At 67.8% G+C, this 13,408-nt stretch carries 15 protein-coding genes; 10 read left to right on the forward strand and 5 right to left on the reverse strand.

The window, feature by feature from the left end; translation table 11 throughout:
• The first annotated feature begins 22 nt into the window (after nt 1-22).
• Complete coding sequence (locus ACYVOK_RS15050; protein ID WP_460663011.1) at nt 23-688, forward strand: MerR family transcriptional regulator; 666 nt, start codon at nt 23-25, stop codon at nt 686-688.
• 38 nt (nt 689-726) lie between these two features.
• Here ACYVOK_RS15050 and ACYVOK_RS15055 read toward each other — a convergent pair whose 3' ends face one another.
• Both ACYVOK_RS15055 and ACYVOK_RS15060 read right to left on the reverse strand, forming a co-directional pair.
• A complete protein-coding gene (locus ACYVOK_RS15055) occupies nt 727-1,338 on the reverse strand; it encodes an AAA family ATPase (protein ID WP_460663012.1) in 612 nt (203 codons plus the stop codon).
• Nucleotides 1,339-1,670: 332 nt separating this feature from the next.
• Complete coding sequence (locus ACYVOK_RS15060; protein WP_460663013.1) at nt 1,671-2,519, reverse strand: helix-turn-helix domain-containing protein; 849 nt, start codon at nt 2,517-2,519, stop codon at nt 1,671-1,673.
• Between the two features lie 102 nt (nt 2,520-2,621).
• Between ACYVOK_RS15060 and ACYVOK_RS15065 the strand changes: the two genes are divergently transcribed.
• Both ACYVOK_RS15065 and ACYVOK_RS15070 read left to right on the forward strand, forming a co-directional pair.
• Nucleotides 2,622-3,434, forward strand: coding sequence for an SDR family oxidoreductase (locus ACYVOK_RS15065; RefSeq protein ID WP_460663014.1), 813 nt, complete (start codon nt 2,622-2,624; stop codon nt 3,432-3,434).
• 254 nt (nt 3,435-3,688) lie between these two features.
• Nucleotides 3,689-3,940: an Atu4866 domain-containing protein gene (locus ACYVOK_RS15070; RefSeq protein ID WP_460663015.1), complete on the forward strand. Its 252-nt coding sequence runs from the start codon at nt 3,689-3,691 to the stop codon at nt 3,938-3,940.
• Nucleotides 3,941-3,979: 39 nt separating this feature from the next.
• On the opposite strand, the gene ACYVOK_RS15075 is transcribed toward ACYVOK_RS15070, so the two are convergent.
• Nucleotides 3,980-4,411 (reverse strand): SRPBCC family protein, encoded by a 432-nt coding sequence (locus ACYVOK_RS15075; protein WP_460663016.1) that lies wholly within the window; start codon nt 4,409-4,411, stop codon nt 3,980-3,982.
• A gap of 99 nt (nt 4,412-4,510) precedes the next feature.
• Between ACYVOK_RS15075 and ACYVOK_RS15080 the strand changes: the two genes are divergently transcribed.
• Nucleotides 4,511-4,813 carry an ATP-binding protein gene (locus tag ACYVOK_RS15080; RefSeq protein ID WP_460663017.1) on the forward strand — a complete coding sequence of 101 codons (303 nt, stop codon included), beginning with the start codon at nt 4,511-4,513 and terminating at the stop codon, nt 4,811-4,813.
• 91 nt (nt 4,814-4,904) lie between these two features.
• Here the strand turns inward: ACYVOK_RS15080 and ACYVOK_RS15085 are convergent, their stop codons facing one another.
• A complete protein-coding gene (locus tag ACYVOK_RS15085) occupies nt 4,905-5,072 on the reverse strand; it encodes a hypothetical protein (RefSeq protein ID WP_460663018.1) in 168 nt (55 codons plus the stop codon).
• A gap of 943 nt (nt 5,073-6,015) precedes the next feature.
• Nucleotides 6,016-6,801 carry an IclR family transcriptional regulator gene (locus ACYVOK_RS15090; RefSeq protein ID WP_460663019.1) on the reverse strand — a complete coding sequence of 262 codons (786 nt, stop codon included), beginning with the start codon at nt 6,799-6,801 and terminating at the stop codon, nt 6,016-6,018.
• 179 nt (nt 6,802-6,980) lie between these two features.
• Between ACYVOK_RS15090 and kduI the strand changes: the two genes are divergently transcribed.
• The 6 genes from kduI to ACYVOK_RS15120 all read left to right on the forward strand — a co-directional run bounded on the left by kduI (nt 6,981) and on the right by ACYVOK_RS15120 (nt 13,360).
• Nucleotides 6,981-7,787 (forward strand): 5-dehydro-4-deoxy-D-glucuronate isomerase, encoded by an 807-nt coding sequence (gene kduI, locus ACYVOK_RS15095; protein ID WP_460663075.1) that lies wholly within the window; start codon nt 6,981-6,983, stop codon nt 7,785-7,787.
• Nucleotides 7,784-8,563 carry a 2-dehydro-3-deoxy-D-gluconate 5-dehydrogenase KduD gene (gene kduD, locus ACYVOK_RS15100; RefSeq protein WP_460663020.1) on the forward strand — a complete coding sequence of 260 codons (780 nt, stop codon included), beginning with the start codon at nt 7,784-7,786 and terminating at the stop codon, nt 8,561-8,563. Before kduI ends, kduD begins: the two co-directional genes overlap by 4 nt.
• A 165-nt stretch (nt 8,564-8,728) precedes the next feature.
• Entirely contained in the window at nt 8,729-9,814 is a 1,086-nt protein-coding gene (locus tag ACYVOK_RS15105; RefSeq protein WP_460663021.1) for a sugar ABC transporter substrate-binding protein, read from the forward strand.
• A gap of 50 nt (nt 9,815-9,864) precedes the next feature.
• Nucleotides 9,865-10,812: an ABC transporter permease gene (locus ACYVOK_RS15110; RefSeq protein WP_460663022.1), complete on the forward strand. Its 948-nt coding sequence runs from the start codon at nt 9,865-9,867 to the stop codon at nt 10,810-10,812.
• Nucleotides 10,809-12,368, forward strand: a complete 1,560-nt coding sequence (locus tag ACYVOK_RS15115; RefSeq protein WP_460663023.1) for a sugar ABC transporter ATP-binding protein — start codon at nt 10,809-10,811, stop codon at nt 12,366-12,368. Before ACYVOK_RS15110 ends, ACYVOK_RS15115 begins: the two co-directional genes overlap by 4 nt.
• Entirely contained in the window at nt 12,365-13,360 is a 996-nt protein-coding gene (locus tag ACYVOK_RS15120; RefSeq protein WP_460663024.1) for an ABC transporter permease, read from the forward strand. The genes ACYVOK_RS15115 and ACYVOK_RS15120 overlap by 4 nt, the downstream gene beginning before the upstream one ends.
• Nucleotides 13,361-13,408 lie beyond the last annotated feature (48 nt).

Below are 13,408 nucleotides of genomic sequence, written 5' to 3' on the forward strand. Positions count from 1 at the left end.
GTTCGTAGAAAGAGGCCTTTGCATGCGGATGACCGAGCTCAGTGAGCGTTCTGCGGTGCCGATTCCGACGATTCGGTACTACATCCGGGAAGGGCTCTTACCGCCTGGAGAGTTCACCAGCCGGAACCAGGCGATGTACGACGACTCTCACGTCCGGCGCCTCGCGCTGATCCGCACGCTGGTCGAAGTGGGCGGCATGTCGATTGCCGCCGTCGGCAACTTGTTTCGGACTCTGGAGGCGAAACAGAGCGACGAGTTCGTGACGCTTGGCCTGGTGCAGTACGCCCTTGTCCGCGAGTCGGCAGCACGGGAGGAGGCGCTGGCTCCGGAGACGGTCGCACTGGTGCAGGAGCTGCTCGATCGTCTCGGCTGGCACGTCCGTGACCACCATCCGGCCCGATCGGTGCTCGCGGCAACGATCGAGCGCCTTCAGCGGCTCGGCTACGACGACGTCGTCGGGCTGATCGAGCAGTACGCCGCAGCGGCGCACGACTTGGCCGAGGCAGAGGTCGATCTCATGCTGGCTCGTGCAGGCACGGACGAGCGGGCGGGTGCCGTGGTCATGATCGGCGCCCTCGGCGACGCGATGCTCAACGCTCTGCGCCGCATGGCCCAGGAGGACGCCACCACGCGCGCCCTCCGCCCCGGCGAAGTCACCGGATCCACCAAACGCCGCGCTGGTCAGTGAAAATCCCGCCGGTGCTGCCTGGTGTGGAAGTCGGATCGTCACTCGCCTGCGCTCGAGTTGGCGGCGGCGGGGGCGTACTGGTCAGGCAGGGATGGCCAGCGTAGCGAGGCCCACTTCGACCATGTTGCGTGGTCTGGTGGGACTGGTGGAATCTCAGCACCCTGCAGTTCCTCGTCGTCCGGCGGTTGAAACTGAGCCCGCCACTGCTTCAGTTCAACGTCGCTCATGTGCCACGTTTGGTGGGGCGTAGTTGCGAACCGATTGGTGACACGCCTGCGTTGTTCCTCGTGGTCTATCGGCAGGTAGATGACTTGGCTGCGCGCGCCGACAGTGCCGGCGATCCAACGGAGCGCCGATCGTTCGTCCTTGCCCCAGAATCCGAAGTCGAACACGACGTTGGTGCCCAGCTCGGCGGCCCGCATGCCGAGCTGAATCAACTTGCCTTCAACGAGGTCACGCTTGTCTGGCGGGTTTTGATCGCCGAACAGCATGAGCTGCCACTCGTCTGGCGTCAGCCGGAGGGCCGACGCGCTGGCCTCCAGTTCCTTCGCGTGAGTTGTCTTTCCTGCGCCGGGAAGGCCAACGATCAAGTAGACGATTGCGGGTCCGACGCGCGGAGCGGTCGGCTTTGGGTGCTTGGGTGGGTACATGCGGCGGCTCCTGAGGGATGGCAGGGGCCGGGCAACGCGAGGCAGCCGCCCGGCAGGAAGCCGGCGGCGAGGAACCGTGGAATTTATCTACCGACTGTCCCAACGCCGTCAGCGAAACGGCGGGGACGAGTCACGGAAGCACCAGCGCACATGCCCAAAACTCTACCAATGAATGGTCGGGCCGCTGTGGCCCTGGCCGGCGCTCCCTGACAACGGTGAGGGTTTCTAAGCGGGGCCGTCCCCCGGACCTGGCCCTTGTCATGCGTCCGACAGGTTGGACTAGCGGGGGTACGGCATCACCGCCCGGCGGACAAGATTCGACCGCTCAGGCCTCAGTACCGCCGGTCAGGGGCCTGCTCTTGGGCGCGGGTTGCTGCGAGTGTGCCTAGTAGCGCGAGGGCTTCCGCGCTGGCCGAGCCAGGTTCGGCGTGGTAGACGACGAGCTGCTGGCCAGGGGAGGCGCGGACATCGAAGGCCTGCATGCGAAGCGTCAGTTCTCCCACCTCGGGGTGGTGGAACCGCTTGACCTCGACGCTCTTGCCCCGAGCATCGTGGCGCTCCCAGAGCTCGGTGAACTCGGGACTCTGCTCGCCGACCATGCGCAGGACATCCTGAATGCGCTGGTCGCGCGGCGAGTTGCCATGGAGCAAACGGAAGCCGGCGACAGTGTTGGCGGCGGTCGCCTCCCAGTCCGGGTAGAACGTGCGCGCCTCAGGATCCAGGAAGACCTTGACAAGCAGGTTGGGTCCCTGACGAAAGCCGTCGAACAGGGCGTAGGCCAGTTGGTTGCCGGCCAGTACGTCGTACGCGCGGCCCAAGACCAGCGCCGGGTTGTCCGGCCACATATCCATCAGGCGGAGCAGCTGCGGGTCCACTTGCTCGGGCGCGGCCGCCCGGTACGGGCTGGGCGTGAGGCCGGCGACGCGGTACAGGTGGAGCCGGGCGTCATCATCGAGCTGTAGCACCCGGCTCAACGCGTCGAGGACCTGCGCGGAGGGGTTGCGTTCCCGGCCCTGTTCGAGTCGCACGTAGTAGTCGACGCTCATCCCGGCCATCATCGCAACCTCTTCGCGGCGCAGTCCGGGTACGCGGCGCACGCCATACGTCGGCAGCCCAGCGTCTTCGGGACTGACGTGTGCACGCCGCGCTCGCAGGTAGTCGCCCAACGGAGTAGCAGCCATGACACCGATCCTAAGTTGGCCTGGCACCGGTTGGGTGGGTGCAGCACGCCCAGGTGCCTGGCGTCCTTCCTCCCCGGCGCGGGCGCAGCAATCGTGGTCGTCATGACATCACAGACGACCCCTCCCACAGCGCCGGACACCCTCAGCGAAGACAAGGCAGCTGCCACCGCGCCCTCGCAGCGCCGAAGCAAGCAGGGCAAGGTGATCGTGATCACCGGAGCCAGCAGCGGTATCGGCGAAGCGACAGCTCGTCGCCTGGCCACCGAGGGCCACACGGTGATCCTTGCCGCACGACGTACCGACCGCCTCGACAGGCTGGCCGGTGAACTCCGTGACGCCGGTCACCGAGCCGAGGCCCATGCCCTGGACGTCACTGATCGGAACGCGTTCCGTGACCTGATCGATAGCGCCGTCGCGCGGCACGGACGCATCGATGTCCTCGTCGGGAACGCCGGCGTCATGCTCCTCTCCACCCTCGATGCACTGCTCGTCGAGGAGTGGGACCGGATGTTCGACGTCAACGTCCGTGGCCTGCAGTACGGCATCGCTGCCGTCCTTCCGCACTTCAAGGCCCAAGGCGGCGGCCACGTCGTCACGGTCGCCTCCATCGGGGCCCACCAGGTCGTGCCCACGTCGGCGGTCTACTCGGCAACCAAGTACGCCGCCTGGGCTCTCACCGAAGGCCTGCGGCTGGAGTCGGACCCCAGCATCCGCGTTACCACCATCTCGCCGGGGGTCGTCGAGAGCGAGCTCGCCGACCACATCACCGACCCTCACGCTGCCGCGGCGATGGAAACCTACCGGGCGGCAAGCATCCCGGCCGACGCCATCGCGGGCGCCATCAGCTACGCGCTCGGCCAGCCCGAGGGTGTGGACGTGAACGAGATCATCATCCGCCCGACCGCCCAGCGGTAGTCACGCCGGGCCCTCCACCAACCACCAGGAGACGCACTGTGCCACGACCTCGCCTCCACACTGCCGTCACCATCGTCCTGGCGATCGCCATCTGGTCGACCGCGGAACTTCTGTGGACGCCCTCAGCTCCCACTCCCCGCACTGAGTCGATCTCAACCGCGTCGCCCGCAGCGCCGCTTGCCGATACTCCGCCGAGTACGGCGCGTCCGCCACGCGCGCCGGAGTCCGCCGTACCATCACGAGAGGAAACCCGTATGCCGAACAACGACGCAAACAAGTACGTCGGCCTCTGGGTCACAGCCGACAATCACGTCCGGCAGGAGCTGCTGCCCACCGGCCGGTACGTCGAAGCCAGGGGAACGCGCGAAGCCGCCTACACCGGCCGCTACGAGATCACCGGTGACCACATCGAATACTGGGACGACTCAGGATTCCAAGCAGATGGCGAGTTCCGTGACGACGTCCTCCACCACGGCGGCATGGTGATGCGTCGTTCCACGAAGTGAACCGCCGGCCTGAGCAAGATGCCTCCGGCACCATCCGCCTCAGCCGTTGACCCGCGCCTCCACAGCTGTGCGGAGGTGGGTCATGTTGGCCCTTTCCTCCTTGCGCATCTGGCGGAGGAAGAGCGGGAAGATCAGGCGGAACCAGCCGTGTGGCGTGGCGTCGAAGTCGGCGTAGAGCCTGGTGCCCGTCGCGGTGGGTTCGAAGCGGGCGGTGAAGGTGACCTCGATGGGGCCACCGTTGTGGTACGCCCACCGCAGCGGGCGGTCGTACTCGACGCACTCGACGTCGACCCACGGACTGCTCTTCCACTTGGCCCGGTACGTCGTGCCGAGCGCGATCGGGCCGTCGGTGATCTTCTCCATCGCTTCCACCCGGGGGTTCCACTCCAGCTCGTTGCGCAGGTCAACGAGGTAGTCGAACGCTTCCTCCGGTGTGCACCTGATATCCGAGGTATTACTGATCATCACCATGGCTGTCCCCCTTCTCCCCGAGCGCAGCACTTGCTGGGACAGCCGTCAAGCCCTGACTCGAGAGCGAGCCAGGGCTCGCGGGCGCTGTGCTCAGGCGTTGTGGCGTTGGTCGCGCCGCTTTGCGAAGGATGCCGCGCGCTGCAAGGCAGGACGTCGAGGCAAACGATCGAGGTCGCCGACGACGGACCGGGCTTTCCGCCGACAGTCCTCGATTCGGCCTTCCAACGCTTCGTTCGCGGCGACCCGGCCCGCACACCGGGCACCTCGGGCGCCGGCCTCGGCCTCGCGATCGTCCGCGCGATCATCACCGCCCACGGTGGCACCGTCGAGGCGCGCGACGACGGTCCCCTGGGCGGCGCCGCAGTTACAGCAACACTTCCGCTGAACCGACCGACTGGATGACCCGCCGAACCTTGTGCACGGGCCCGCCAACGGCTCCCAGGGGTGTGTAGGGGAGCGGCCGGCGGACGGCTGTCGCTCTGGTTGTGCGTGTCTACTTGGCGTACATCAGGGTGCCGAAGCCGGTTTGGTCGAAGCCGCCGCTGGTCGTGCCGTAGTCGCCGCCACCTCCTTCCGGGCGGACCTGTGCCGCCATCGCGGAGATGTACGGCACCGAGAGGTACTTACGCCTGGTGTAGTGGAAGTGCAGGATGTCCCACACCGGCCGGAGTTGGGCCCGGCTCGCGCTGGAGATGACCGTGTGTTCGTGGTAGGCGCAGTTCTGGCCGGTGCCCCAGGTGCACTTGGTGACGGTACGTCCTGGCCGAGCTTGTACTTCGCGACGTACTGCGCCGCCTTCAGGAAGCGGTTGTCGTCGTAACCGTAGAGGTCCTCGCCCTGGTTCCACGCCATCTCGCAGAAGGCGCCCATCTGCCCGATCCCCATGATCGTGTGGCCCTGGTCGCGACCCGGTTCCTGCCATTGGGCCGGCCCCTGGTCGTCGTAGACGAACGGCACGGCGTACCGGATCGACCCGTTGCCGGCACCGTTCTTGAAGTAGTTCACTGCCTGGTCGTACTTCGCGGCGTCGCACAGAGGATGCCGATGGCAAGGATCGAGTCCATCGTGCACAGGTCCCAGTTGGCCCAGTAGTTGGTGATGCAGGCGTCGTTGTGCTACTGTCGAGCGCGTCGCTGGCGGTCGGAGCGACCGCGCCCTGACCGACCCGTGAGCGCTACGACCGCGCCGAACCGGCTAGCCTACAGACCATTTGCTGTGAGCCTCGCCGGACCTCAGGCCTGCGACCAGGGCATCGACGTTTCAGGACCTCCTGCGCATCCCGGATCGGTGAGCTGATCCGGTGGTGGGTGACCGCCGTCAGCATGAGGAATCGGGCCTGGGCCGAGTCGAAGGCACCATCCAGCCAGTCCGCACGCTCCATGTCAGCCCTGCCCTCCTGGCGATGCGCCCACGGTGGTCCGAGCTGCGTTGCTGCTCCTTCGATGCTGCCGTGCAGGGTGCTTGATCCACAGCCCGGCCAGCGACCTTCCACGGTCGGGCAAGCGTGAATCCGCCGTACCCGCTGGCAGGTGCGCCCTCGACGGCGGAACGGGTCTGGAGCACCGGCGGCGTGCGTCACCGCCGAGGTGCGGCGGGCGGGTGTGTCAGCGGGGCATGCTGTTGTCGTGCAACGCCGACAGGCGGGCCTTCACGCTCAGCAGAGACTCGATGATGAAGTCCTCCCGGCCTTGGTCGAGACGGCTGAGGGGGACTGCGACGCTGAGCGCGTCGACCGATGTGCGTGAGAAGGGTAGCGCGACGCCGAAGCAGCGCACGCCCAGGCAGGATTCCTCGCTCTCCTCTGCGTAGCCGAGCTGCTTGGCTTTGTCGATGATCGCGAGCAGGGTGCCTCGGTCTGTGGTCGCCTTGGACGTGAGCGGCTCGATCTGGTGGGGGATGAGCGCGTCACGGACTTCTTCGGGCTGCTCTGCGAGCATCGCCCGGCCGAGGGACGTGGCGTAGGCCGGCAGGCGTCGACCGACGGCCGAGTACATGCGCAACGGGTGCTTGGACTCGCGCTTGGCGGTGTAGATGACGTCCGCGCCATCCAGACGACCCAGGTGCACCGTCTCCTCGGTGGCTGCCGCGATCTCGTCCATCACGGCGGACGCCTGCGAGAGGACCGGGTCGCCATCGAGGTAGGCCGAGCTGACCGTCAGGGTGTGGATCCCCAGCCGGTAGACGCTGCCGGTCGGGTCGGTCTCCAGCCAGCCGCGGGCACACATGGTGCGCAGAAGTGCGTGCAGGCTGCTCTTCGGGATGCCCAGGCGATTGGCCAGTTGCAGTTGGGTGCCGGGTCCGCGAGCGGCGATGTCGTCAAGGACATCGAGGACGCGCGCAGCAGACTTCACCTGCCCGGTGACGGAACTGCCGTTCGCCGTCTTCTCCATGCCCACCGAGACCTCCTAATTGGGGTGCAACCTTCTCCCGCTCGGTGAAGATTCTACACCACCGTCCACATATATGGACTGACTTCGACCCCTTGACCGTGATCGGGGCCACAGGTACGTTCAACCGAGTTCACGTGGCAGAACGTGGTTCAGATAGCGAGGAGATCGCGTTGATCGAAGTGAGGTACTCCGCATCGCCGTCCAGCGTGGAGACGGCGACGAATGCGGACCTGCGGGAGAACTTCCTCGTACAGAACCTGTTCCGCACCGGAGAGGTGAACGGGGTGTACACGCACGACGACCGGTTGGTCGTCGGCGGAGCGGTTCCCGGTTCCGGTCAGCTGGAGCTGCCGGCCTGGGACGTGCTCGGCACCGCGTCCCACCTTGAGCGCCGCGAGCTCGGCATCATCAACGTCGGGCAGCCCGGCCATGTGCTCGTCGACGGTGAGAAGTTCGAACTCCAACACCTCGACGGACTGTTCGTCGGCCGCGGCAGCGAGGTCGTCTTCGTCGGCGCCGAGGCCGCGTTCTACTTCGTCTCCGCCCTGGCACACGCGACCTACCCCACGACCGCGCTGAGCCACCGGGCGATCGAGCCGGTAGCGCTGGGCACGGCGCAAGGCGCCAACGAGCGCAGCCTCTACCGGTACGCCTGGGGCCAGGAACTGCAGACCTCGGTGCTCCAGTTCGGCGTGACAGTCATCGCCGACGGCTCCGTCTGGAACACCTTCCCGCCGCACCGGCACGACCGGCGGACCGAGGTTTACCTGTACGTCGACCTCGACGAGGAGGATCGGGTCTTCCACTTCCTGGGTCGGCCCGGCGCGACCCGCCATCTCGTGGTGCGGAACCGCGAGGCCGTCATCTCGCCGCCGTGGTCGATCCACTCGGGCGCCGGCACCGGCTCGTACGCCTTCATCTGGGCAATGGCCGGTGAGAACAACACCTACACCGATCTGACGCCGGTAGCGCTGGAGGAGCTGTGACCACGCAGACGGCCGTCGAACTCCGCTCCCCGTTCGACCTGCACGGCCGCTGCGCCGTCGTGACCGGCGCCGGCCGCGGCCTGGGACAGGCCGCCGCTCTCGGGCTGGCCCAAGCAGGGGCCGACCTGGTCCTGCTGGGCCGGCCCGGAAGCCAGTCCTCCACCCGGGACCAGGTGGCCGACCTCGGCCGTGACGTGGAGGTCGTCGACCTCGACGTCAGCGACCACGACGCCGTCCAGCGGGTCGGAGCCGAGGTGGCTGCCGATCGCCAGGTCGACATCCTGGTCAACAACGCCGGCATCATCGAGCGCGAGGACTCGGTGGCCGTGAGCCAAGAGTCCTGGAATCGGGTGCTGGACGTCGATCTGACCGGCGTGTTCTTCCTGTGCCAGCAGTTCGGGCGCCCGATGGCCGAGCGCGGACACGGCAAGATCGTCAACGTCGCCAGCCTCCTGTCCTTCCAGGGCGGGCTCCGCGTCGCGTCGTACGCCGCCAGCAAGCACGGGGTCGCCGGGATCACCAAGGCTTTGGCGAACGAATGGGGCCCGCTCGGCGTGCAGGTCAACGCCATCGCGCCCGGCTACATCGCCACCGACAACACGACCGCACTGCGTGAGGACCCAGACCGTTCCCGGTCCATCCTCGAGCGCATCCCGGCCGGTCGCTGGGGAGTGGCCTCCGACATCGCCGGATCGGTCGTCTTCCTGAGCTCGGCCGCCGCCGACTACGTCAACGGCCACGTCCTCGTCGTCGACGGAGGCTGGATGGCCCGCTGACCCCCGGCCCCGACAGCGCCGATCCGGCGCAGAAGTACGACTGCCGCGCCACCGCCCCACCCGGCAGCACCCGCAGCACCGCAGCAGCCGCACTCGGGCGGCAGTTCTCATTCCGTCAGTGTCACTCCGCCGGAGCGCCGGCACCGAAGAAATCGAGGATCGACCATGAAGTTCACCTCACGTCCCGCCGCGGCCCTCATCGGCCTGTCGCTGGTGACCACTGCGCTCGCGGGCTGCAGCGAGGAGGCCGGCGGCGGCAATGCCTCCGCCGGCGCGGACAGGTGCGAACCGTCCGAGGTCAGGCTGGTGGGCCAGGTCCGCAACGAATCCAACCCCTACGAGGCCTCGTGGCTCGCCGGCGGCGACGTCTTCGCCAAGTCGGTCGGCCTGACCCAGGAGCGCCTGACCTACGACGGTGACTCGACCAAGCAGCAGGAGCAGGTCAGCCAGGTCCTCGCCGGCGACACCAAATGCCTCGTCATGAACGTCCTGCCCAACGGCGATTCGGACACCACTCCGATCGTGAAGAGTGCCGACCGGGCCGGGGCCTACCTCGTCACCCAGTGGAACAAGCCGGCCGACCTCAAGCCGACCGACTACTCCAAGTGGCTCACCCACATCACCTACAACGGCGTCGAGTCGGGCCAGCAGATCGGTGACGCGCTCGCCAAGGCGATCGGAGGCTCGGGTGGCATCATCGCGTTGCAGGGCGTCCTCGACACTGCGGCAGCCAAGGACCGGTTCGCCGGCCTCGAGGCGTCGCTGAAGAAGAACCCCGGCGTCAAGCTGCTCGACCAGCAGGCCGCCAACTTCTCGCGCGCCGAGGCGCTCGCGGTGACCAAGACGCTGCTGACCAAGCACGGCAACAACGTCAAGGGCATCTGGGCAGCCAACGACGACATGGCGCTCGGTGCACTGGAGGCACTCCAGCAGGCCGGCCGCGCCGGCAAGGTGGCCGTCGTCGGCATCGACGCCGTTCCGGACGCTCTCACCGCGATCAAAAGCGGACACATGACCGCCACCGTCTCGAGCGACGGTGCCTGGCAGGGAGGGATCGGTCTGGCGATCGGGTACTGCGTTGCCACCGGCAAGCTGTCGGTGGACGACATCGCCGACGAGCACCGGGCGTTCTTCGCCGAGCAGTTCCTCATCACCAAGGACAACGTCGCCGACTTCCTGCAGCCGAAGACGAACCCGTCCGACTTCGAGTGCGGCAACGTCTTCAACCGCGTGGCTGGTCCCCTGTCGTGACCATGACATCGCGAGCCGCAACCGCGTCTCGCCCCCGGCCACGGCGGGGGGTGTCGTTGCGGGACGCCGGCCCACCGGTCGCCCTGGTCGTCATCTTCGTGGTCTTCTCGACCCTGAGCTCGCAGTTCCGCAGCATCGACAACGTCCAGAACATCATGGACGCCGCCGCGGTGCTTGCCGTCGTCACCTGCGGCATCACGTTCGTGCTGGTGATGGGGTCGATCGACCTCTCGGCCGCCGGCGTGATGGGCGCCGCGGCCCTGACCGTGTCGCTCCTGGTGGCGAACAATCGCAACGACAACGACTTCGGGATCCTCGGCATCCTGGTCGCGGTGCTGCTGGGCGCCGGCCTCGGCTGCGTGAGCGGGCTGGCGCTGGTCTTGCTGAAGGTGCCGTCGTTCATGGTCACGCTGGGCGTGTCGGCCATCGGGCTCGGTGTCGCGACCCTGATGTTCGCCGGCGTCCAGCCCAATGTCTCCGACACCATGCTCGAGAGCTGGGCGATCGAGCGCCTCCTCGGGTTCTCCTACCTGACCTGGATCGCCGCCGCCTGCCTGGTGGTGGGGTGGCTCATCCAGCGCTACACCCGGCTCGGTCGCTACGCCTTCGCCATCGGTGGCGCCGAGGAGGTGCTCATGCTGTCGGGGGTCAAGGTCGAACCGTACAAGGTCGCGGTCTTCACTCTCGCCGGAGCGTTTTACGGGCTCGGCGGGGTCATGGTGACCAGCCAGCTCGGCGCCGGCCTCGTCCAGGCCGGTGACGGGTACGACTTCTCGGCCATCACCGCCGCCGTCGTCGGCGGCACTCTGCTCACCGGGGGCCGGGGTGGCATCCTGCACTCCGCCGTCGGAGTCCTGCTCGTCGTGGTGCTCACGAACGGTCTCGTGCAGGTCGGGGTCAGCCCTTACTGGCAGAGCGGTGTCGAGGGCCTCATCGTCGTGGCCGCGGTGGCCGCGGCAGTCATCCCCCAGCGTCGAAGGAACCAGGTGGTCAAATGAGCGTTCACGTCGCGCAGGAGCCCACGACGTCCGCGTCGGTTCCGGTGCCGGCGCTGGAGGTCCGCGGCCTCGTCAAGCACTATCCGGGCGTGAAGGCCCTCGACGGCGTAGACCTGGTGGTGCGCCAGCACGAGGTCCTCGGTCTCGCCGGCGAGAACGGCGCGGGCAAGTCCACGCTGCTCAAGGCTCTGGTCGGTCTGGTCCGCCCCGACGCCGGTGAGATCTATGTCCGCGGCGAGCCGGTCAAGCTGCGCAGCGTCGTCGATGCCGCCAACCACGGCATCGGGATGGTGTTCCAGGAGCAGTCCCTGGTGCCCAACCTGACCGCTGCCGAGAACATCGTCCTCGGCAGCGAGGGGATCGCGGTCCGCCGGGGTGTCTACCGCTGGGACGCCATGCGTCGCCTGGCCCAGGAGCAGCTGGACAAGATCGGCTCGGACATCGACCCCCTCGCCCGCACCGACACGCTGACCTTTGCCGACCGGCAGATGGTCGAGATCGCGAAGGTGCTGCGCATCGAGGAACGGAGCCAGCACCCGCCGGTCATCATCCTCGACGAGCCCACCTCGGTGCTGGAGTCGAAGGAGATCGAGACCCTCTTCGAGCAGGTTCGCCGGCTGCGTGAGTTCGCCTCGGTCGTCTTCGTCTCGCACCGATTGGACGAGGTGCTGGAGGTGTGCGACCGCGTGACCGTACTGCGCAGCGGTCGGTCTGTCGGGGAGGTCGCCACGGCCGGTGCCGTGCCGCGCGAGCTGCACCGGATGATGATCGGCTCCACCGGGTCCGACGACCACTACCACGAGAACGCCGCCGTGCCCGTCCTCGCCGAGCAGCCCCGGCTGTCCGTGCGCGGACTGTCGGGCACGTCGTTCCGCGACGTCGATCTCGACGTCGCGGCCGGCGAGATCGTGGCGATCGTCGGCGTCCACGGATCCGGTCGCGAGGAGCTCTGCCGCGCCCTCTTCGGCGCCGAGCCGACGACGGCCGGTGAGATCCTGATGGACGGGAAGAAGCTCGACTTGACCGGCACCCGCGCCGCGTGCGCCGCCGGTATCGGCTACGTACCGGCTGAACGCAAGACCGAGGGCATGGTCGGCCCGATGTCGGTGGCCGAGAACATGACCCTGGCCAAGCAGAAGGCCCGCTGCTCGGGACCCCTCGTGGCGCCCAAGAAGCAGGCCGCTCTCGTGGACAGCTGGATCAGCCGGCTCTCCATCCGGACGCCAGGCCGCGACACCGCCATCCAGCGGTTGTCCGGCGGCAACCAGCAGAAGGTGGTGCTGGCCCGCTGGCTGGTCGGTGGTGACATCAGGCTCCTCCTGCTGGACCACCCCACGCGCGGCCTCGACATCGGAGCCCGGTCGGAGGTGTACCGACTGATGCGCGAGCTCGCCGCGAGCGGAGTGGCGACTGTGCTGCTGGCCGACAGCCTGGAGGAGGCCATCGGCATGGCCGACCGAATTCTGGTCATGAACGACGGACGGGTCGCGACCGAGGTCGCCTGCCCGAACGGCGGCAAACCGAGCCCCCTGGACCTCGTGAAAGAGATGGTATGAGCACCCCCGTCGTCATGAAGCCGGACGCTGGGCAGGCCACCGTGAAGGGTGGTCCCGGCCCGGCCCAGCGACTCACCAAGTTCATGCCGCTGATCGCCCTGGTGGCGCTGCTGGCCGCCCTGACCATCGCCGACCCGGACTTCCTGACCCAGCGGAGCCTGACCGCGGCATCGCGGACGGCCGCGCCGCTCATCGTGCTCGCCGCCGGGGCGACGCTCGTCGTCCTCTGCGGCGGCATCGACCTGTCCATCGCGGCGTTGGCCTCGTTGTCGACCGTCCTGCTCGCCCTGTGGCTGCCGGACCTCGGTGCTCTCACCACGCCCGCCGTCATCCTCGTCGCGGCGACGATCGGCGCGGCGCAGGGCGTGGCGCACGTGCTGCTCCGGATACCGTCTTTCATCGTCACCCTGGGCGGAATGAGCATCTTCTCCGCGGTCGCCCTCGTCGTCTCCGGTGCCGGCACCGTTCGGGTCGTGGACGACTCGACGATCAGCTGGCTGGACCTCTACATCGGGGGCTACGTGCCGATGTCGGTCGCCGTGGCGATCATCGTCGTCGCCGTCATCTCCGTCGTCCTCAAGGCAACCCCGTTGCACAGCTGGATCTCCGCCACCGGCTACTCCGAGTCGGCCGCGCGACTCGCCGGCACACCCGTCGACCTGGTCAAGGTCGGTGCCTTCTGCGTCTCCGGTGCCTGCGCCGGGCTCGCTGCGGTGATGCTGGTCTCGCGCCAGTTCAGCGGCAGCCCGACGATGGCCGACAACCTGCTTCTTCCGGCCGTCGCGGCGATCGTCGTCGGCGGCACCGCGATCACCGGCGGCCACGGCAGCGTGTGGCGAAGCCTCGCCGGTGCGCTCGTCGTGACGCTGCTCCGGGTGGGCCTGCCGATCGTCGGCGTACCGTCCGCCTACGAACAGATCCTGTACGGCGCGATCATCGTCGCCGCCGTCGCACTCACCCTCGACCGGTCGAAGGTGCTGATCATCAAGTAGCCGCGCCGAATCTTTGTTGCCACCGCCACGTTCTCCAGCCCGCACCTG

The sequence above is a fragment of the Kribbella swartbergensis genome (assembly GCF_054784135.1).